The 18,427-nt window shown below is 62.8% G+C and carries 18 protein-coding genes; 8 read left to right on the top strand and 10 right to left on the bottom strand.

What is annotated here, in order from left to right:
- Positions 1-134: 134 nt before the first annotated feature.
- From PDMSB3_RS25620 to PDMSB3_RS25600, 5 genes are all read right to left on the bottom strand, one after another.
- Positions 135-401 (bottom strand): RNA-binding protein, encoded by a 267-nt coding sequence (locus PDMSB3_RS25620; protein ID WP_007176826.1) that lies wholly within the window; start codon positions 399-401, stop codon positions 135-137.
- 445 nt (positions 402-846) lie between these two features.
- Positions 847-1,197, bottom strand: coding sequence for a hypothetical protein (locus tag PDMSB3_RS25615; RefSeq protein ID WP_007176824.1), 351 nt, complete (start codon positions 1,195-1,197; stop codon positions 847-849).
- Positions 1,198-1,308: 111 nt separating this feature from the next.
- The gene (locus tag PDMSB3_RS25610; protein ID WP_007176823.1) at positions 1,309-1,968 is read right to left on the bottom strand and encodes a hypothetical protein; all 660 of its coding nucleotides are present in this window, start codon (positions 1,966-1,968) and stop codon (positions 1,309-1,311) included.
- A 277-nt stretch (positions 1,969-2,245) separates the two neighbouring features.
- A complete protein-coding gene (locus PDMSB3_RS25605) occupies positions 2,246-3,901 on the bottom strand; it encodes a S10 family peptidase (protein WP_007176822.1) in 1,656 nt (551 codons plus the stop codon).
- 98 nt (positions 3,902-3,999) lie between these two features.
- Positions 4,000-5,559: a S53 family peptidase gene (locus PDMSB3_RS25600; protein WP_007176821.1), complete on the bottom strand. Its 1,560-nt coding sequence runs from the start codon at positions 5,557-5,559 to the stop codon at positions 4,000-4,002.
- A 304-nt stretch (positions 5,560-5,863) separates the two neighbouring features.
- Between PDMSB3_RS25600 and PDMSB3_RS25595 the strand changes: the two genes are divergently transcribed.
- Positions 5,864-6,373, top strand: a complete 510-nt coding sequence (locus PDMSB3_RS25595; protein WP_007176820.1) for a DUF1993 domain-containing protein — start codon at positions 5,864-5,866, stop codon at positions 6,371-6,373.
- A gap of 117 nt (positions 6,374-6,490) precedes the next feature.
- Here the strand turns inward: PDMSB3_RS25595 and PDMSB3_RS25590 are convergent, their stop codons facing one another.
- Positions 6,491-6,811 (bottom strand): YnfA family protein, encoded by a 321-nt coding sequence (locus PDMSB3_RS25590; RefSeq protein ID WP_007176819.1) that lies wholly within the window; start codon positions 6,809-6,811, stop codon positions 6,491-6,493.
- A gap of 134 nt (positions 6,812-6,945) precedes the next feature.
- Between PDMSB3_RS25590 and PDMSB3_RS25585 the strand changes: the two genes are divergently transcribed.
- Complete coding sequence (locus tag PDMSB3_RS25585) at positions 6,946-7,119, top strand: DUF1289 domain-containing protein (RefSeq protein WP_035516551.1); 174 nt, start codon at positions 6,946-6,948, stop codon at positions 7,117-7,119.
- 70 nt (positions 7,120-7,189) lie between these two features.
- Here PDMSB3_RS25585 and PDMSB3_RS25580 read toward each other — a convergent pair whose 3' ends face one another.
- Positions 7,190-7,819, bottom strand: a complete 630-nt coding sequence (locus PDMSB3_RS25580) for a LysE family translocator (RefSeq protein ID WP_007176817.1) — start codon at positions 7,817-7,819, stop codon at positions 7,190-7,192.
- Between the two features lie 156 nt (positions 7,820-7,975).
- Between PDMSB3_RS25580 and PDMSB3_RS25575 the strand changes: the two genes are divergently transcribed.
- Both PDMSB3_RS25575 and PDMSB3_RS25570 read left to right on the top strand, forming a co-directional pair.
- A complete protein-coding gene (locus PDMSB3_RS25575; RefSeq protein WP_035517123.1) occupies positions 7,976-8,443 on the top strand; it encodes an Lrp/AsnC family transcriptional regulator in 468 nt (155 codons plus the stop codon).
- Between the two features lie 66 nt (positions 8,444-8,509).
- On the top strand, positions 8,510-8,743 hold the full coding sequence (locus PDMSB3_RS25570) for a hypothetical protein (protein WP_007176815.1): 234 nt from the start codon (positions 8,510-8,512) through the stop codon (positions 8,741-8,743).
- Positions 8,744-8,942: 199 nt separating this feature from the next.
- Here PDMSB3_RS25570 and PDMSB3_RS25565 read toward each other — a convergent pair whose 3' ends face one another.
- Positions 8,943-9,419, bottom strand: a complete 477-nt coding sequence (locus PDMSB3_RS25565; RefSeq protein WP_007176814.1) for an OsmC family protein — start codon at positions 9,417-9,419, stop codon at positions 8,943-8,945.
- A gap of 91 nt (positions 9,420-9,510) precedes the next feature.
- Complete coding sequence (locus PDMSB3_RS25560; protein ID WP_007176813.1) at positions 9,511-9,828, bottom strand: hypothetical protein; 318 nt, start codon at positions 9,826-9,828, stop codon at positions 9,511-9,513.
- Between the two features lie 262 nt (positions 9,829-10,090).
- On the opposite strand from PDMSB3_RS25560, the gene PDMSB3_RS25555 reads away from it, so the two are divergent.
- The 4 genes from PDMSB3_RS25555 (at position 10,091) to PDMSB3_RS25540 (ending at position 17,024) form a co-directional block, all read left to right on the top strand.
- Positions 10,091-12,097, top strand: a complete 2,007-nt coding sequence (locus PDMSB3_RS25555) for a bifunctional DedA family/phosphatase PAP2 family protein (RefSeq protein WP_165188131.1) — start codon at positions 10,091-10,093, stop codon at positions 12,095-12,097.
- Positions 12,098-12,441: 344 nt separating this feature from the next.
- Positions 12,442-12,990, top strand: coding sequence for a hypothetical protein (locus PDMSB3_RS25550; RefSeq protein WP_007176811.1), 549 nt, complete (start codon positions 12,442-12,444; stop codon positions 12,988-12,990).
- Positions 12,991-13,221: 231 nt separating this feature from the next.
- On the top strand, positions 13,222-14,448 hold the full coding sequence (locus PDMSB3_RS25545) for a hypothetical protein (protein WP_007176810.1): 1,227 nt from the start codon (positions 13,222-13,224) through the stop codon (positions 14,446-14,448).
- A 17-nt stretch (positions 14,449-14,465) separates the two neighbouring features.
- Complete coding sequence (locus PDMSB3_RS25540) at positions 14,466-17,024, top strand: ATP-binding response regulator (RefSeq protein WP_007176809.1); 2,559 nt, start codon at positions 14,466-14,468, stop codon at positions 17,022-17,024.
- A 13-nt stretch (positions 17,025-17,037) separates the two neighbouring features.
- Here the strand turns inward: PDMSB3_RS25540 and PDMSB3_RS25535 are convergent, their stop codons facing one another.
- Entirely contained in the window at positions 17,038-18,204 is a 1,167-nt protein-coding gene (locus PDMSB3_RS25535) for a hybrid sensor histidine kinase/response regulator (protein WP_165188129.1), read from the bottom strand.
- Positions 18,205-18,427 lie beyond the last annotated feature (223 nt).

Here is an 18,427-nt window from a genome sequence, read left to right as displayed (position 1 = left end):
AAAGCGATGGGGGTTGCAGGCGATACGCCAATATGCCGGCGACGTTGCCTTACGAGCGCGTTGGCGCGTCTGCAATGCGGCCGCCGAGGCGCGCTCGTCGCGCGCCACATTTGGGTACGCGCGACCGCGCCTCTTCAGTGAGACGCTGGCGGTTCGTCGGTGAACAGGTCGGCGCTGGCCTCCAGCGTCAGGCCGCCCAACTGCTTGCCGTGAATCTGCCGCGCGATCACTTCGCCCACGTAGGGCACTTCGGCGTCCAGTTCGACCGTGGCGTAGGCGCCCGGCTTGCCGGCGTCGACCACCTCGATGTTTTTCGCGTAATGCCCGAGTTCGTGCTTGAGGAACTCCCGCACTTCCTGCTCGCTGCACGACTCCGCGATGTTGCGAACGATCAGGTTCATGCAGCCTACCCTCGGCGCGCGCTGCGCCCTGTGCCGCGATCAGCGGCCTGCACCCGCACCGGGCGCAATGCGGCACGCTGTTTTGCCTGCGCGGCGGCGAGTTGGCGGATCAATGCGGTGCCGGCGGCACCCAAGGCGGCCAATGACAAATAGAAGGCAACCATTTAATTCTCCCCTGCGAATTTCGTCCTGTTTTCAGGATAGCCACAATCGGCAGCAAAAGCGATGTGAGACGGCGGCGTCAAACTCAGATCTAAAACCGCCATTAATGCACTGTACCTGAATAAGCGGCGTCAAAAATAGCAATACAGCTGTTCATTTTCCGGTACTGGCCCGGCAAACGCGCCGAACGTGGTAAACGCTGAGCGCAAAAACCGGGCCGCGCTCACGCTTTGCTGCGGCATCCTACGGGGAACGTGCGCAAAAGGCGGGCTGATCGTCGTGATCAGTCCGCCGCTTGCACATTGGCCGAACTCACCCACCACGCGTTCTTGCCCTGCGGCAACTGAACCAGCACCGCGGACGGATCGTCGACGCCGTCGTCGGCTACTTCGCATACTGCGAGACCGTCAGGCAGGCGTTTCACCTCGCCGGCCGACTGGAACAGCGCGATACGTTGCGCGCTCAACGGTCGCAGTTGACGATACACGTCAAAGCTGATTGCCGCCGGCACGTCGCCGCGAATGTGCAGCGTGTCGGCCTCGCCGCAGCGCACCGGCTCCGCGGCGAACACGGCGGTGCTGCCGAACAGACAGCCCAAAGAAAGCGCCATGACGGCAAGACGTGAATGGATCATGATGATTCTCCGAAAACGGAATGGGGCCACGGCTTGCAACCGCAAGCCGTGCGAATGAACGAAAGCGTGCGACCCGGGCGAACCGGCCGCCCTAACCGGCCGCGCCCATCCTCATGGCGGATTGTCGTGTCCGCCGCTGCGGCCATTGTCGCCGCCGGTGGCGACGTCGAGCCGGCTGATGTCGCAAGACGTCTGACTGAAACCCGAGTAAACCACCGACCAGTTGCCGACAATCGCGGCCTGCGCTTCGGCGAGGCTCAATTTGCCTTCGCAAACGCAGCGCTTGAGCATGACCGCCGCGCGCGCCTTGCGGCGCTCGCCCTGCTGGCCCGCCCACGGCAGGAGATCGAGATTCGAAGGTGCGTCCGGCGAGCCGCCGAGCACGATCGGCACACGCCGGTCGAGCGCAAAGGCCACGCCGTTGTCCGCGTCGATGCCGCGCGCGGCAAGCAGGCGGTCTTTGCGCGCCATCAGTTCGTCGAACGGCGGCGCAACCGTGTCGGCATAGCCGGGGCGGCAAATCGTCTCGCCCACCGATTGCTGTGTGACACGTTCGTCGAGCATCCCGGCATCTTGCGCGCGGGCTTCGCCCATGCACAGCGCAAGCAATGCCGCAGAGCCGAGTGCGAGTCCGAGCGCAATGCGCGCGCCGCGCAGAGGACGCGCCACGCCGCGCCGACGGATGGGCGCCGGCGGAGCCGTTTCATATGTACTGCCGGTCGGGTCGCGGAAGTGGTGAGTGCGACGCCTGTCTGCAATGCCTGCGTTCATTCGTCGGCGCACCGGGAGCGGCACGCAATAGTTCAATTCGCAGACCAATTAAAACACATTCAATATGAATAAGTAACAACAGCAGGCCATTTCCGCAACCTGCGGGCGAACATTGCGGATTTCAGAAGCGGTCGAAACCGGCGACGCCACCACCGTGCCAGCACGCCCGCACCCCCAATCCGGATGCGCCGCCGGGCCAGAGCCGCCTGCCAATACCGCTGCGTTCGTCGCCCCGGGCGTGATGCCCACGACACGTCGCGCCTACGTCAATATGCCGCTACCTCGGCACCCGCGCCTGCAGCGCGCGGATACGCGTCAGCGCCTGCGTGTCGGACACCGTCGTGTCGTACATCTTCGCGAGGTCTGCCTTGAGTGCGGTGCGCGACCCGCCGTCGAGATAAACCATATGCCCCGACGGATAAAAGCGCGCCGACAGATTCTGCCGGACCTGCTGGCTCAGCAGCGGCATTTGCTGCAGATCGAGCACGGTCTGATAAAACGGCGTGACGTAGTCGAAGAAGCCGTTTGCCGACAGCACCTTCAGATCGGGATTGAGCGCCATCACCGCCGCCAGGTCGCCTGCCGTGTACAGGATGATGTTGCCCTTCGCGTCGACGCCCTTCTGCGCGCCCGTCGGGTCGATGTGGCCAAAGTCCCAGTACTGGAAGGCCTGATCGTTCAGGTCGGTGAAAGACGAATTCGACGTGTACTTCAACTGCTCGTTCAGATACACGTTCCACATCGTCGTATAGACGCCGGTGACCGCCGTCATGGTCGGGTCGTTGCCGCCCGAATTCGGGTCGATCTTGCCGGCAATGCCCGTGCCGATCGCCGTCACCCGGCCGTCATACTCGCCGAGCGCGAGACCTTTGGACTTCAGCAGCGTAGTCAGGAAGAGCGAATTACCCCGGCTGTCATACGACGCGATATCCAGACTCCAGGCAAGCAGGGTCGTTTTATCGATGCCGGTGTATTCGCTGAGTTTTTCGACCGTTGCCGAGTCCGTGGCCGGAAATTTGCGCAGCGCGGCCAGATAGTCGGTGCGCGCGAACTGCGCCACTTCTTCGGCGAACGTGCCGAGATCGGTCGGCCGCGGCGCGATGCCGAGCTTCTTGTGATACCAGGCGTCCGCGGCCGCCGTGGGCAGTGCGCCGACCGGGTTGCCGGACTGCGTGTAATCGAGAATCGACGATTGCAGCGTAATGCCGTTCAGATCGACGCCGTCTTCGTGCAAGCGGTACGCCAGCACGCAACTGCGCGCCGTGCCGTACGACTCGCCGAACAGGTACTTGGGCGAATTCCAGCGGTTATTCTTTGTCAGAAAGCGCTTGATGAACTGCTTGATCGAGTCGGCGTCCTGATCGACGCCCCAGAAGTCGCGGTTCTTCTTCGGGGCGATCGCCGCCGAGTAGCCGGTGCCGACCGGGTTGATGAAGACGAGATCGCTCTTGTCCAGCAGGCTGTCCGGATTGTCTTCCATCGAATACGGTGCGGGCGGCGTGAAGCTCGGCATCGACGTCTTGATGCGGCGCGGCGCGAACGAGCCCAGCAGCACGAACACCGACGACGACCCCGGCCCGCCGTTGTAGAAGAACGTTACCGGGCGGGCCTCCTCCTTCTGGCTGTCCTGCGTGAACGCCACATAGAACATCCGGGCTTCCGGCTGCGAACTGCTCGGATCGACGATGACGAGATGACCCGCTGTCGCCGTGTAGTTGATCTTGTGGCCGCCGATGGTCACGGAATGATGCGTGATCGCGGCAGTTTCGGTTGTATCGGTGACGGAATCGTCCGGCCCATTGCCGTAGGCGACCGGATCGAAGAACGGCTGATCGCCGGCTTTGTGCGGCGTGCTGGCGGCAGCCGGTGCGGCCGAAGCATGAGAATTGTGCGACGACTGCGGACTAACGGAAGCTGACTCGGTATTCGTCATGATCGCTCCATGGGTTCGTTCACGTCTTGTACGTCGCCCCCAAAGCGGACCTGCAAGTGAACCCGCAGGCGGACCTGCTTCGGGGCGTGTGTTGCAGACTATAGTGCGGCCGCCACCTTCTGACCATTGGGACTGCCGAGGCCCGTGCAGGCATCCCAGCCCGCCGATGCCGCGAAGCTGCCGTTATTGCCTTGCGTGATGTCGTTGCATACGCCCGGCGTCTTGTACAGCTTGGGGTTGATAAAACCGGCCGGCTGCCCTTTCACCGCATTGATGCGCGCGATCAGCGCGGCCCACAGCGGCGCGACCGCACTGGTGCCGCCGACCACCGTCTGCGTACCGTCGATCAATACGCTGTAACCGGTCACCGGAGACGCGTCGCCCGCGACGTCCGGCACGCCGCGTCCGCTGAGCGCCTTCTTGCCGCCGCCAGACGCCGTGGCGGACAAGCCCTTCTGCCACGCCGGCACGGAGAAGGCATGGCTCACCCCGCCGCCGGTCGCCCCGCCATCCGCGCCGTCGTTCCACACTGCCTCATGCGAGATCGAGGTGCCCGACGCGGTGAGGTTCGTGCCGCCGCAGGCCAATACATACGGGCTCGACGCCGGGAAGTCCACCTGGTCGCCGCCGCTCGCGCCGTCGCTCGAACCGCTGTCGCCCGACGCCGCGCACACTGTGACGCCGAGCGCCGCCGCAGACTGCAGCACGCCGTTGAAGGCCTGCAACGACTGGCTGGTCCAGTTCGACTCCGGTGCGCCCCAACTGATGGATATCACCGACGGCTTGTTGGTCGCATCGTGTACCGCGCGGCTCACCGCGTCGATGAAACCGGCGTCGCTGTTCTGCGTGAAATACACCGCGATCTTCGCGCCGGGCGCGATCGCGCCGACGATCTCGATATCGAGCGTGACCTCGCCGTCCGGCCCGTTCGGATCGCCGCTCGGCTGATTGCTGCCCTGATCGACGCCGACCGACTTCACCGTGGGCGACGCAACGCCGAGACTCGCGAAGTAGGACTTGAGATCGGCGGTGTTATACCCGCCGCCCAGTTCGATGATGCCGACGCACTCGCCGCCGCCGTCGCCCTGCGGAAAATGGTAGAGCGACGCGAGTTGCGGCGGAGTGAAGGAAACCTGACGACCCCGCGCCGGCTGGAACGGCGGCCGGATGCGAAAGTGCGGGTGTGCCTGCGGGCGGTTGTCGAGGCCCATCACGGCTTCCACCACGCCGTGCAGATCGTCCGGCACGCTGATCGCTCCGGTGCGGCCACGGAACTGGCCGGCCGTGTGATGTTCGTAATGCTCCAGCTTGACGGCGAACGCGTTCTGGAACTGGGCGATCGTGCCGCCCAGCACGACCGAGCGCGCGGCCGGATCCTCGCGCACCACCGTCAAGCCGTGTTCGGTGGCAAAGGCCTTGACCTTGGCGATGTCGTCCGGCGCGGCGCCGTAGTCTTTTGCGAGTGCCTCGCGCGAGATCGGCTTGACGCCCGGATCGCCGGCTTCGATCCTGCTCATCAGCGCGTCGAACTGCGCCTGCTGCTGACGGCGCAACATGACGAACACCTCGATCCGCTCCGCCGGATCGCATTGCCCCACGACTTTCGAACCCTGTTCCACGGTTCGTTCACTGCCTGGCAGCGGGTGCTTGTTGACCATGATGTCGACTCTCCAGTTAGCGTGACGGTACGCTCCACACAGTGGACCCAGCACGCCACGCGCCTGCACAACCTCATTGCCTGAAGCCGGCGGCAAGTTACTGTTTCAGGGACTGCGTCAAACCGTCCGACCAATCCATTCGAACACAGTTCCGGCGTGCGCGGCAGTTGTCCGGATGGCTAACGGCGAGTCGCATCCATACGGGTACTTCGCCGCTCGCGCTATGATGCTGCAGCGGCAATCCAGCCGTTACATTGCCTCGCGCGCCAGCCGCGCGCACGATCAAAGAATCAGAGGAAGCCCCATGTCAATTTCGATGTATCAAGCATCATTGCCCGTGATGATCCGCGGCCTGACGAACCTGCAGGTCATTCTGGGCAAGGCCGAAGCGCACGCCGCCGCGAAACAGATCGAGCCCTCGGTGTTCACCACCGGCCGGCTCGCGCCGGATATGCTGCCGCTGACGCGCCAGGTCTATATCGCGAGCGACACCGCGAAGGGCTGCGCCGCGCGTCTGGCCGGCGTCGAAGCGCCGAAGTACGAAGACGTCGAACAGACTTTCGAAGAACTGCATGCCCGCCTTCAAAAGACGATCGATTATCTGAAGGAATTCAAGCCGGCACAGATCGACGGCTCGGAAGAGCGCGAGATCACGCTGAAAATGCGCACGGGCCCGATCGAGTTCACGGGCCTGTCGTATCTGCTCGGTTTCGTGCTGCCGAACTTCTTTTTTCACATCACGACGGCGTACGACATTCTGCGTCACAACGGTGTGGAACTCGGCAAGCTCGACTATCTCGGCGGTATCAAGTAGGTATCAAGTAAAGCACGCGTCTGCATGACCTCGCGGCTTGTGCATATGCGGTATGAGCGTTGACGAGCCGCGCTTGCGTGAGGCGGCAAAAAAGGCGTGGGCCACGCCCCGGCAATTTCACATACGCGGCTGGAACGCAATGATCGCCATGCCGGCCAGCGTAAAGACGACACCTGCCGCGTCCCACAGCGTGGGCCGCACTTTGTCGACGCACCATAGCCAGACAATCGCCACCGCCACATACACACCGCCGTAAGCCGCATACACGCGGCCTGCGGCGGTGCCATGCAAGGTCAGCAACCAGGCGAACAACGCGAGGCTGAGCGCGCCCGGTACAAGCAGCCAGATCGGACCGTCCTCTTTCAGCCACCGCCACGGCAAATAGCAGCCGACAATTTCAGCAACGGCGGTCACGGCATAAAGCAGAAAAGTCTTCATTGATGGGTGCAGTAAGTGATGGTGATGCCACAGAGAATGCGCGGCACTCTATCGGCTTTATTAACACAATCACTTTGCGCGCGGGCATGGCGCATGCGAGAGTCTGCGGGTTCTCTCTTTAATTGCCCTTCGCCATGAGTATTGCGTCACCCTGCATCGACATCTGCAAGTTCGACAGCAAAACCGGTTTCTGCGTCGGCTGCCTGCGCACCCGCGACGAATGCAAAAGCTGGAAGAAGATGAAAGACAAACATCGCAGGAAAATCATCGAGGACCGCTCGCGGCGCGAGCATAAGCTGAGCCGGTGAGCGGCCTCGGCCCTCCCCGTGCAGCGACGATCCGCGTCAGGCTCGTCGCGCCATATCGGTCCAGCGAAAGTCAGTCCAGCGAAAGCCGCACGGCAAACCCGATCAGCGCCGCCGAGAAGGTCCAGCGCTGCAGCGTTTGCGCCAGCGGATGAGCCCGCATCCAGGTGGCGATGCGGGCGGCGCCGATCGCATACATCGCGTCGAAACACGCGCCTATGGCGAGCAACACGAGGCCGAGTTCGACCATCTGCAAAGCCACCGGCCCCGCCTCCGGACGCACGAACTGCGGCAGCAGCACCGAACAGAACAACAGCGCTTTCGGATTCAGCAAATTGGTCAGCAGACCTTTGACAAAAGCAGCCCGCAGCGGGCGCGACTCGCCGCTTGCAGTGGCGGCATCAGGCAGCGCGAACACCGGCGAACGAAAAATCTGGATGCCCACCCACGCGAGATAAACCGCGCCGCCATAGCGCACCACGTCGTATAGCCACGGTGCGCTGCGCAACAGCGCGGCCACTCCGCATGCCGACAGCGTCACGTGGGTTGCGCGCGCGAGACCGAGTCCCCCGGCAGCCGCGAAACCGCTGCGCGCGCCGCGTCCGATGCCGGTTTGCAGCAGCAGCGCCATGTCCGGTCCAGGCACGGCGTAGACGACAAAAAGCGCTGCGATATAGACGGCGAGCAGGTGTGCGGAAATCATCGAAGCCTCCTGTTTTTCAGGCCTCTATCTTGCTATCGCCGACGGAGAGTTTGTTGGCGATTTACCGGCCGGTCCGCTTTGAGTTTGGGGGAATACGCTAACATTCTGACTTACGCCTATCTTTTCCTCCAATCCGCCATCAGCATTGCCAACGCCATGACAACCGACCTCGATAAAACCGACCGCGCAATCCTCGCCGCGTTGCAGACGGACGGCCGCATGTCGAATGCGCGGCTGGCCGAAACGGTCGGCCTGAGCGAAACGCCGTGCGCGCGCCGTCTCAAGCGCCTCGAAAACGACGGCTATATCGACCAGTACCGCGCGATGCTGTCGCGCTCCGCGCTCGGCTTCGGCGTGGTGGCCTTCGTTTATGTACGCTTTGCCGTGCACGACCGCGCGGTGGCGACGCGCTTCGAGCGCGAGGTGCAGGCCATCCCGCGGATTCTGGCGTGTCACAACGTGTCGGGCAGCGCCGACTACATCCTGCAGGTGGTGGCACGCGACCTCGACGACTACGGCACGTTCATGCGCGACGAGATGCGCAGTCTGCCCGGCGTGACATCGGTGGAATCGGCGCTGTCGTTGCGAGAGGTAAAGGCCAACGGCGGCCTGCCGCTATCCTGAGCGCGGACGTGGCATAGTCACGCCTTTGAAACGGCGCGAGCCGACCAGACGAATTCGGAGTTTTTCATGGATCACGAACAGGCGCGAGCCGAAGAAACCGCCGCGATGGCGCGTGTACTGACCGCGACGCAGCGGGTGCAGTCGGCCTTCGCGTCGCTGCAGTCGCAATTTCCGCCGGCCGGCAGCGGCAACCCTTCGCAGTTCGCGTTGCAAACGTTCGACGCCGCGCTGCAGGAACTCGAAGATGCGCAAGCCGCATTTGACGAACTGCTTGGCGATCTGCTCGACGGCAATCGTTGAAAAGCCATCCAAAACGACGCCGCCTATGTTTCACCGCTGCATAAGCGCGTGTTTCGAAAACACGCCGTGGCGTCGTGGCCGTTGAAACCGTTGCTCGTGCCCGCGCCAGTCTCGGCCTACCCGCCAATCAGCCGGACGCCGCGCGGTTTCATACTTCAGCGCATGCCCTATCCGGAAGATCAAAACGGACGCGCCCCGCTCAATGCCCGTCCGTTTCGATCACCGGTTCGCAGAGAATCGGAAAGTTGACCGAGTTCGCGATATAGCACTTCTCGTGCGCAACATGATGCAGGTGCGCGGCGAGTTCGACATCGCCGCCCGCGCGAATGACAACATGCGGGCGCAGAACGATCTGTGAAAAACGGCCCTGCTTCGGATCGTCGAGCAGGGTGCCTTCGGCGTTGTCGCGATATGCGGTCACGGCGATGCCGGCATCCGCGCACAGATGCAGATACCAGAGTTGATGGCAGGCGCTGGCCGAGGCGACCAGCAGATCCTCCGGATTCCAACGCTTCGCGTCGCCGAGAAAGACCGCGTCCGATGAACCGGCAAGCTCGGGTTTGCTGCCTGCGGCAATCACATGATCGCGCCCGTAGTCGCGGTATCCCGAAGTGCCGCTTCCGCGATTGCCGGTCCACTGCACCGATACCTTGTATTCGTGCTCGCCATACGCCATGCCAACCTCCCTGTTTCGAACCGGATCAGCTTGCCTGAGGCGTGCATTTTATACGCCGCCATCATGCGATGGACGCGCGCATTTTTGCTGACTAATTCTGCGGCAACGCCTTGCCGGCGAGATTCGGCGCACGCGGGTCCGGGTTCATGTTCAGGCTGGTGCCGTTTGCCCTCATGTTACTGAGTGCGGGGCCGGTTCCCGCGCCGCCTACTCTTCCCACGGCCGGTGCCGGACTCGTGCCGAGGCCCGTTGCCGGCGCCCCGCTCATGTTGCCGATCCCGCTGGATTGCAGGCCACTCATGCCGCCGGCTCCCGCATTGCCTGGTCGGGCGACCAACTGCGCGTGCGCCGCCGCGGCGAAGCCGAGCATCAGTGCCGTCGCTACGATACCGCCCTTTACTGTCGTCATATTCCACTCCGTTACACCGTCGAATTGCGCGGCCGCGATCTCAACATTGCGGGCCACTCGAACAGTATGACGACGCCCGCCCCGCTTCGTTCAGCACCGAAAATCAGGGCTCGACGACCGCGGCGCGATACCTCCGGCGATTCGCTGAGCGCTTCGCGAATCCGCGGCCGGTTTCACCACATGCCGGTTTCCAAAAAGGAATAAGACGGCTGCCGTGCGCGTTATGATCAATCGTTACGCCAGAAGCGGCCGATCGCGCACGATGGAGCACGTCTACGTTCACCTCCTGCATCTGCTGGCCGGCCACCCGGGCTGGACACTCACGGTCATTTTCCTTGCGGCCTTTCTGGAGGCCATCGCCGTTATCGGCACCTTCATTCCGGGCAGCACCGCGATGTTCCTTGCCGGCGCGCTGACCGGCACCGGCTCGCTCAGCCTCGGCTGGGTATTCGCGTGGGCAATCGCGGGGGCAATCGCCGGCGACGGCATGAGCTTCTGGCTCGGCAGCCGCTACAAGCACCGGATCATCCAGTTCTGGCCGTTCTGCAAACATCCCGAAGTGCTCGAAGCAGGCCACCGCTTCTTCCGCAAACATGGCGCCAAGAGCGTCGTTCTGGCGCGCTTCATCGGTCCGTTGCGGGCCATCGTGCCGGTGGTGGCGGGTATGCTCGGCATGCCGCCGCTGCGTTTCTACGGCATGAACGTGCTGTCGGCGCTGATCTGGGCGCCCGCCCATATCCTGCCGGGCATGATATTCGGCGCCTCGGTGTTGCTGGCGGGCGCGGTGTCGTTCCGGCTCGTCGTCATCATCGCGCTGCTGGTGGGCATTGTCTGGTTGAGTTTTCGCGCCGCGCGGGTTCTGCTCTCGCACGCCAATGCGTGGTCGAGCGCCGCCGGCCGCCAAGTGGGAAGCTGGGCCTGCCGCCACCCTGGGCCGTTCGGCCGTTTCGCGCGCAAGATGCTCGACCCGCAGACGCCGGACGCCAGCAGCATCCTGCTGACGTCGCTGGTCGTGCTCGTATCCGGCGCGCTGTTTTTCGGCGTACTCGACGACGTCATCAGCGGCGATCCGCTGACGCAAGTGGACCTCTCCGTCTATCACTTCCTGCGCTCGGTACGCACGCCCTGGAGCGATACGGTTCTCGCGGGTCTGTCGACGCTCGGCAGCAACATGACGCTCATGGCGCTGATCGTGACGGTCGTCGTGTGGATGCTGCTCGAACGGCGCTGGCGCACCATCGGTTACTGGCTCGCCGCGGTCGTGTTCTCCCAATTGCTGATCTTCGTGCTGCAATTCGCGATGCACCGCGCGCCGCCTAACGAGCTGATGGTCGGCGCCTATGTGTTTCCAAGCAATCACGTCGCCGCGACCGTCATCGTGTACGGCTTCCTCGCGTTCCTGCTGGCGCGCCGGGTCGGCATGCTCGAAGGTGTGCTGGTGGCGGCCGCGAGCACGATCGTGGTGATCGTGGTCGCGCTCGCGGGACTGTACTTCGGCAGGTACTGGGTGTCCGATGCGATCGGCGGCGCCGCGCTCGCGTACATCTGGGTGGCGATCGTTGCGTTGACAGCCATCTGGCGGCACCCGGAGGCGCCGCCCGAGCGCACGTTCATGCCCGTGGTGGTGCTGCTGGTCATGCTGGTCAGTGTGGGCGTGCAACTCGCCGTCGCCATGCCCGCGCCGCTGCCGGATACCGCGCTGCGCCCACCGCCCGTGCTGGTCACGCAGGCGCAATGGACGCTCTCCACGTGGAAGCGTCTGCCCTGCTACCGCTCGGATATGGGCGGCGACCGCAAGGAGCCGCTCACGCTGCAGTGGGCGTCGAACCTCGATTCGATCCGCGGCCAGTTGCGCGCTCAGGGCTGGGTCGAGGGAACGGACGTATCGGCGCACAGCCTGCTCTCGCTCGCCTCGCCCAACGTCGCGGCGGTGTCGCTGCCGGTGTTGCCGAAGCTGAACAACGGCGTGCCGTCGTCGCTGGTCTTCATGCGTCCGGGCAGCACACGCGATGAGCGCGACGTGCTGCGCTTCTGGCCCAGCGGTTACGCGGTGGAGACAGGCACCTCCACCCAACCGCTGTGGGTGGGCGCTTTCGCGCGCGAACGGCTGTCCCGGGCATCGTGGCCGATCAACATTCTGCGGGTCGACCGGGAGATGACCTCGTTCGATGCACACGCCAGATCCAGTGCCGGCCTCGACGCGGCGATCGTCGCCCGGGTGAGTTGCCACGGTGTGCCGGTGTCGCTGCTTGCCTCGCCGGTGGAGTGAGCGCATTCGCTGTTACGACGAAGAAATCGCTCTGCGCTCAATCAGTTAGCCCGCTTGGCCAGGACTTGTCCACAAGGATATGAACAATTTCTGTGGATAAGCCGAGCCGGCGCGGCGGGCATTTATCAATCCGGACCGGGCCGCTGCGTGGATCACCGTATGCGCCGCCACGCCGACCCACTTCGATATTTCCGCTTGACTCGCGCCCAAAATTTAAGCACAATCTTTCCACTGTAAACATATTGACGTTTTCACCTCACATGAACGCCTCCGTCTCCGCCTTTCGCGAAGCGCGCGCTCAGCATCCAACCCGAGGCGAAGATCTCACCACTCTGGAGTTCACAATGAATTTCTTGCTGACATTTGCCCCGTTCATCGCCTTTGCAGTGATTGAACGCGTTGCCGGTTCGCCGGCAGGACTGATTGCCGGTGCGCTCGTCGCCGCCGTACTGCTGCTGCGCGACTTCGTGAGCCCGACTCGCCACGTCAAGCTGCTGGAAGTCGGCACCGTTCTGCTATTCGGCGCGTTGGCCGTCTATGCGCTGACGAGCGACGTGCAATGGTCCATCGCCGCGGTGCGCCTGCGTGTCGACACGGGGCTCACGCTGATCGTTCTCGCCACGATCGCATTGCGCCAGCCATTCACGCTGCAATACGCACGCGAAACCGTCGATCGCGAGCATTGGAACAGCGCGCATTTCCTCCATGTCAACTACGTGATCAGTGCGGCATGGGCTGGCGCATTCGCCATCCTGGTACTGGCCGATATCGCAATGGCCTATGCGCCGGCGCCGCTCCATTCAACGGGCGTCATTGCATCAGTGATCGCGCTGATCGCCGCGATCAAATTCACATCGTGGTATCCGGCGCAATACACCGCCGGGCAGGCATAACGCCGGCATCGAATTCCCGCACAGAGGGCGGGAATTCCACCATCAAATGATTCCACTGGAAAGATTTTAATCTGCTAACACGCCTGGTTAAAAAACGTCATTCCAGGCAATGCGAACCAACAGACGGGCACACAGCACCAGTTTTCTCTAGAGTTGAAGGGTTGGCCATCAATCGTGTCGGTCGACTGTCGCGCTGATTCTCCGGCGCGAGCTCAACCTAAGGGAAATCAAATGAGAACTTCTATTCACGCCGAAGTATTGACCTATGCCGACGAGCAAATCAGCGTTGGCCACCTTCAAAATAGTGCCCCTTTGGCACTCAAACACACCATCAGCCCGGAAGAGATCCGGGATAATCTGCCCGCCGGTCAAGGCGGAGTCGGGTTTTTATTTCACGCTACCGACTGGGATACGCTTTCGTTTTCATTTCATAATGTGAAGCATAGAAACGCGTCATTTGAAGAAGAGCTTTGGAGAACGAAGCCTTTCATTGCATCGCCGATCTATTCGGGATCCCAGATCATCGGGGCCAATATTGCCTGTCCGGTTCCTCTCGAGTTGTGGCTTGGAAGCCCGCGCGGCATCAAGCGATTCCGCGAAACGCAATTCTTCCCGGCCCTGGAGCTGGCAAGGCAGGCGGGTTTGAACATGGTGGCAATGGGCGCCTCCACGCCTTATGCGTGCAACTACGGGGCGCTGCCGCGCGACACCAGGCCGCCGCATATCACCACGGGCCATGCCGCCACCGCCGCCATGCTGAAAGACTGGGCCATGCACTGCTGCAATGAACTCGACCTCGAATTCGGCAAGACAAAACTGGCGTTATTCGGCGCCGCCGGCCGGCTCGGCACGACGGTGGCCAAATACGCGCTCTACAAGGACGCACCGCGCGAGCTCGTTCTGATCGATCTGCCGGACAAGGTGAACCTGCTCACGGAGCAAGCCAAAGAGTTGATGGCGTCGGATCTGCTCGGCAAAACCCGGGTTTCGGTACACACGTTCAGTCCGAACACCCCATTGCCGGACTTCGATGGCGCCATTCTGGCGAGCAGCACCAGCGTGCCCTACCTCACGGCGGCCGACCTCAGGCGCGCGCAGTTCTGGATCGACGACTCGCATCCCCGGGCCGCGAGCGTCGAGGCTGAACTCGCGTCGCGCGGTCATACGCTATATATTGAGTGCTTCGCCCGTGGCCCTGCCGGACTCAACACCACCTTCCCGTTCCGGCTGCCGACCACACGCGATTGCTACACCTGTTTCGCCGAAGGTTACTCCGCCTGGCAGGAAGGCATTGCGTCCGACTTCATCATCGGCAGTCCGCCCGTGTGGTCCGTCTCCTACACGCACAGTTTGCTGAAAAAGTACGGTTTTGCGGTCGGCCCATTTCATGGGAAAAACGGCTCGCCGATCACGCTGGATGCGCAACTTCGCGGCAAGCAGGAATTGATGAGTTCGTAGATTTCACTGGAGGCCCGATGGGAATGCCGCGCGAGAGCATGCGGGACGTGCTGGAACGAAGCCGGTTTGCAATACGTTGGGGCGGCGCACTGGGCCTCCTGTGCCACCCCATCTACTATGTAGTGTGGACCTATGTCCTGCCACAGCCTTACGACAACCTCGCCCTTCGATTGAGTGCGGCGCTCGTCTGCATTCCATTGATTTTCCAAGCGCATTGGCCAAAGCGGTTCAACCATTACCTGCTGATTTACTGGCATTGCTGCCTGATCTACGTATTGCCATTCGTTTGCACTTTCCTCGCGATCAGAAATTCATTCTCCACCATGTGGATGATGACCGAGGTCATGATGATTTTCATTCTGGCGCTGTGCATCGACAATCCGCTTTTACTGATGGGCTGCATCGGCATTGGCGTGTTTTCCGGCGCCCTGGCCGCGGTGCTCAGCTCCCCGGTTCCGATTGTCGTGACTGCGGCCGATCAGTCGAATCTGGCCTTGCTGCCGGTCGTCGTTCTGTGCAGCATGGCCTTCAGCCATGCGATCAGCAAAGGACGCATCTTCGTGGAAAAGAACCGCGCGTTGCAGGCGCTCGCGGGTTCGATCGCCCATGAAATGCGCAATCCGCTCAGCCAGTTGCGGTATGTGCTGGACCGCGTGGAAGAAGTACTGCCTTCGACAGGGGAGTCCAACCAGTCGCCGGCGTTGCCGCGCGAAGACGCCGCGGCGCTCTATCGACATCTCGCGCATGGGCAATTGTCGATCGAGCGCGGCCTGCGCATCATTGCCATGACGCTGGACGAGGTCAGTGCGAAACCCATTCGCCCGGATTGCCTGAGCTATCTGAGCGCGGCGGGCACCACGCGCAAGGCGCTGGAAGAATACGGCTTCGGCGACGAAAAAGAACGCGACAAGGTCAGGCTTGTGGTACGGGAAGACTTCACCTTCAAGGTGGATGAAACCGTCTATCTGTTCACCCTGTTCAACCTGATCAAGAACGCGCTGCATCACATCGCCACGCACCCGGCGGCCACGCTCACGCTGACGATCGAACAACAGTCGGTCGTGGTTCGCGACACCGGTCCCGGCATCGCGCCCGACATGCTACCGCACCTGTTCGAGCCCTTCCGGACGACGGGCAATTCGGCTGGGACAGGGCTGGGACTCGCCTACTGCCAGCGTGCGATGCACGCCTTCGGCGGCAGCATCACCTGCCGCTCGGAACTCGCGACATTCACGGAATTCACGCTGCAATTTCCCGTGGTTCCGAAGAGCGAAATCGCGGACTACGAGCGTCGTATCCTGGAACACGCCGCGCCCTTCTTCAAGGGCAAACGCATTCTCATCGTGGACGACGACGCCGGTCAGCGCGCGCGAGCCTCCCGTGCATTGGCGCAAGTGGGCGCACACGTGAGCGAGGCGGAAAACGGCGCGATCGCGTTGACCGTGCTGCGCGAGTCGGTTCCCTACGACCTCGTGTTGATGGACATCAACATGCCGGTTCTGGACGGCTACAGGACCACCGAGAGAATTCGCGCCGGTCACGGCGATCCGAGCTGGAACGTGCTGATTGCCGCTTACACCGCGGAGCCCGGCACGGTGGTGCGGTTGCTCGCCCGGCGAGCCGGCATGGATGAAATCATCAGCAAATCCTGCAGCGTGCTCGAATTGATCACGTCTTTGCAGACGCTGTTCGAAAGCGGCAACCGGCACCATCTGAACCAGACATCCGACGCGTTCTCCGGCAAATCGATCCTGGTCGCGGACGACGACACGTACAGCCGACTGGTCGCCAAAGGCTATCTGGAGCGATGCGGCGCGAGCGTGGTCGAAGCCGAGCATGGGCAGGCTGTTCTTGCGCACCTGCAGGGCGACGGCGTGATCGACGCCATCATCATGGATATGAATATGCCGGGCATGGGCGGCGTGGAAACGACCGCGCTGATTCGTGCCCGCGCCGACTCGTATGCCACCGTGCCGATCATTGCCTTGACCAGCCAGTCGGACATCAAGGCAGTCCAGACGTGTCTCGCCGCGGGCATGAACGAAGTCATGATAAAACCCCTGCAAGGCGGCTCGCTCTATGCGTGCCTCGCGCGGCAGTTCGCACGGCAACGCGGCGGCATTGTTCCGGCGGAGACCGGTTCATTACCAGTGCCGGCGGCCACGCTGGCCGGCAAGCCTCCCGTCATGACGGAAAGCACGCTGCTCGACGAGAAGCACCTCGAAGAACTGGTGTCGCTCGATCTGCTCGACGAATCGTTCCTCAAAGGCATCGAGCAGATTCGCCTGCTGGTGACGCGGCTCGGCGCCAGTGTCGCGGCCGTCGACCTCGAATCGACGCAAGGCGCGCTGCACCTTCTGCTCGGCGTCAGCGGCAACATCGGCGCAAGAGCGCTGCATCAGTTCGTGCGGCAGATTTATGCGCGGCTGGTGGAAGACGAATGGCCCGCGGAAGCCGACTGGCTCACGCGCATCGGCACCTTGAGCGAGCGTTCGACCGACGCGCTGCAGGCGTATTTCGCTTCAGCCAGCGCACGCCGCGAACATCGCGATCTCCTGAGCGATGAATGGCCATGACGGCCATTCGATCTTATCGCGAGGCCAGTTGAGTGTCGGACGGCTCTTCGTCGCCCGCAGTGTGCACGCGGCCGTTGGAACCGGGAAAGCCCATCGTCACCGTGGTGCCCGCGCCGACCGTCGATTCGATCCGCAGGCATCCGCCGAAAGATTGCATGATGCGGTTGCAAAAGATCATGCCCATGCCGTGGCCGCCGGCGCCGGAGTAAGTGGTAACCGGATCCTGCAGCAGGCGCGCTCTTATCTCCGGCGCGATCCCCGGCCCATTGTCGCGAATGCGGATCTCGTGCTCGGGGAAAGCCGCGACCTCGAGGCGCAACGAAGGCGCGCTTCTGCCGTCGAGCGCGCGCAGTGCGTTGGACAGCAGCGAAGACAGCACGAGCGCCACGCAGTTGGGCATGGCATGCACGACGAAATCTCCTTCCACCTCGACCTTGATCCAGTCGCGCTGCAACGCGACGAACGGATATGTGTCGAGCAGCGTGGCGATCAAACGGGTGGCTCTGACCGCGCGCGTGGCGCCGCCCGACGCGGACTGCTGGCCGCCGCTCTTGTGCACCGTTGCCCAGAAAGACGAGATCAGCGTCAGGCAATACTGCGCGTTGTTCAGCATCGAGGTTGCCGCGAGGCCGATCTCCCGCTGGCGCTCCGGATCGTATTGCGCGGCCACGTCGTTCTCGACGGAGCGCGCGAACAGCGAGATGGTTGCGAGCGGCGTATTCAGTTCGTGGGCGAGGAAAGCCAGCGTTTCGTCCATTGCCAGCAGCCTCTGCTGACGCGTTTCCCGCTCCGTGTAGCGCGCGCTCGCCAGTTGCAGGGCCTCGCGCACCATGTCCGTTCGCAGCGGCTTTTCGAGGATGCGGAACACGTCGCCCGTATTGACCGTTTGCAGCAGCATGTCCTTGTCGGCGTAGGCGGTCACGAGAATGCGCACGATCTGCGGATATTCCAGCGCCACCTGGCGCAGCAGTTCGTCGCCATCGCCGCCCGGCATGCGAAAGTCCGTAACCAGTACCGCAATCTCCGCGCCGTGTTTGCCCAGCACGGTCATGGCCTCGTCCGCGCACTGGGCGACGTGCACGTTGTAATCGGCGTTCATGGCCCGCGCGAAGTGGTTGCGCGACATCTCGTCGTCGTCGACGAAGAGAATGGAAAACGGCGCCTGCATGGTGTCACTCATCGCATTCCCAGCGTGTCGAAAGTGATTGGAGCCCACTTCGCAGAAGATAAGAAACGGCTTGCCGAGGCAACCGCCGGACCGGTTGGAATCTGGAAGTATATGGTATCGCGCTAGCGGAAAAAGGGGGAAGCACCACCCGGCCTCAGCCACTTATCCAATATGAATCAACGCCGGCCAGGCATTCAGGCCCGCGATTGTGTTGCGCGAGATTACGCCGTTACAC

The organism is Paraburkholderia dioscoreae (genome assembly GCF_902459535.1).
GTDB classification, from domain to species: Bacteria; Pseudomonadota; Gammaproteobacteria; order Burkholderiales; family Burkholderiaceae; genus Paraburkholderia; species Paraburkholderia dioscoreae.
Note: the sequence above shows the minus strand (reverse complement) of the source record. Positions and strands in the feature narration are given on the sequence as shown.

Coding starts and splice junctions, on each gene's coding strand:
- PDMSB3_RS25540 (WP_007176809.1), top strand. CDS start 14,466: ATGGGAATGCCGCGCGAGAGCATGCGGGACGTGCTGGAACGAAGCCGG.
- PDMSB3_RS25550 (WP_007176811.1), top strand. CDS start 12,442: ATGAATTTCTTGCTGACATTTGCCCCGTTCATCGCCTTTGCAGTGATT.
- PDMSB3_RS25545 (WP_007176810.1), top strand. CDS start 13,222: ATGAGAACTTCTATTCACGCCGAAGTATTGACCTATGCCGACGAGCAA.
- PDMSB3_RS25570 (WP_007176815.1), top strand. CDS start 8,510: ATGGATCACGAACAGGCGCGAGCCGAAGAAACCGCCGCGATGGCGCGT.
- PDMSB3_RS25600 (WP_007176821.1), bottom strand. CDS start 5,559: ATGGTCAACAAGCACCCGCTGCCAGGCAGTGAACGAACCGTGGAACAG.
- PDMSB3_RS25555 (WP_165188131.1), top strand. CDS start 10,091: ATGGAGCACGTCTACGTTCACCTCCTGCATCTGCTGGCCGGCCACCCG.
- PDMSB3_RS25575 (WP_035517123.1), top strand. CDS start 7,976: ATGACAACCGACCTCGATAAAACCGACCGCGCAATCCTCGCCGCGTTG.
- PDMSB3_RS25620 (WP_007176826.1), bottom strand. CDS start 401: ATGAACCTGATCGTTCGCAACATCGCGGAGTCGTGCAGCGAGCAGGAA.
- PDMSB3_RS25565 (WP_007176814.1), bottom strand. CDS start 9,419: ATGGCGTATGGCGAGCACGAATACAAGGTATCGGTGCAGTGGACCGGC.
- PDMSB3_RS25610 (WP_007176823.1), bottom strand. CDS start 1,968: ATGAACGCAGGCATTGCAGACAGGCGTCGCACTCACCACTTCCGCGAC.
- PDMSB3_RS25615 (WP_007176824.1), bottom strand. CDS start 1,197: ATGATCCATTCACGTCTTGCCGTCATGGCGCTTTCTTTGGGCTGTCTG.
- PDMSB3_RS25585 (WP_035516551.1), top strand. CDS start 6,946: ATGAGTATTGCGTCACCCTGCATCGACATCTGCAAGTTCGACAGCAAA.
- PDMSB3_RS25595 (WP_007176820.1), top strand. CDS start 5,864: ATGTCAATTTCGATGTATCAAGCATCATTGCCCGTGATGATCCGCGGC.
- PDMSB3_RS25605 (WP_007176822.1), bottom strand. CDS start 3,901: ATGACGAATACCGAGTCAGCTTCCGTTAGTCCGCAGTCGTCGCACAAT.
- PDMSB3_RS25535 (WP_165188129.1), bottom strand. CDS start 18,204: ATGAGTGACACCATGCAGGCGCCGTTTTCCATTCTCTTCGTCGACGAC.
- PDMSB3_RS25590 (WP_007176819.1), bottom strand. CDS start 6,811: ATGAAGACTTTTCTGCTTTATGCCGTGACCGCCGTTGCTGAAATTGTC.
- PDMSB3_RS25560 (WP_007176813.1), bottom strand. CDS start 9,828: ATGACGACAGTAAAGGGCGGTATCGTAGCGACGGCACTGATGCTCGGC.
- PDMSB3_RS25580 (WP_007176817.1), bottom strand. CDS start 7,819: ATGATTTCCGCACACCTGCTCGCCGTCTATATCGCAGCGCTTTTTGTC.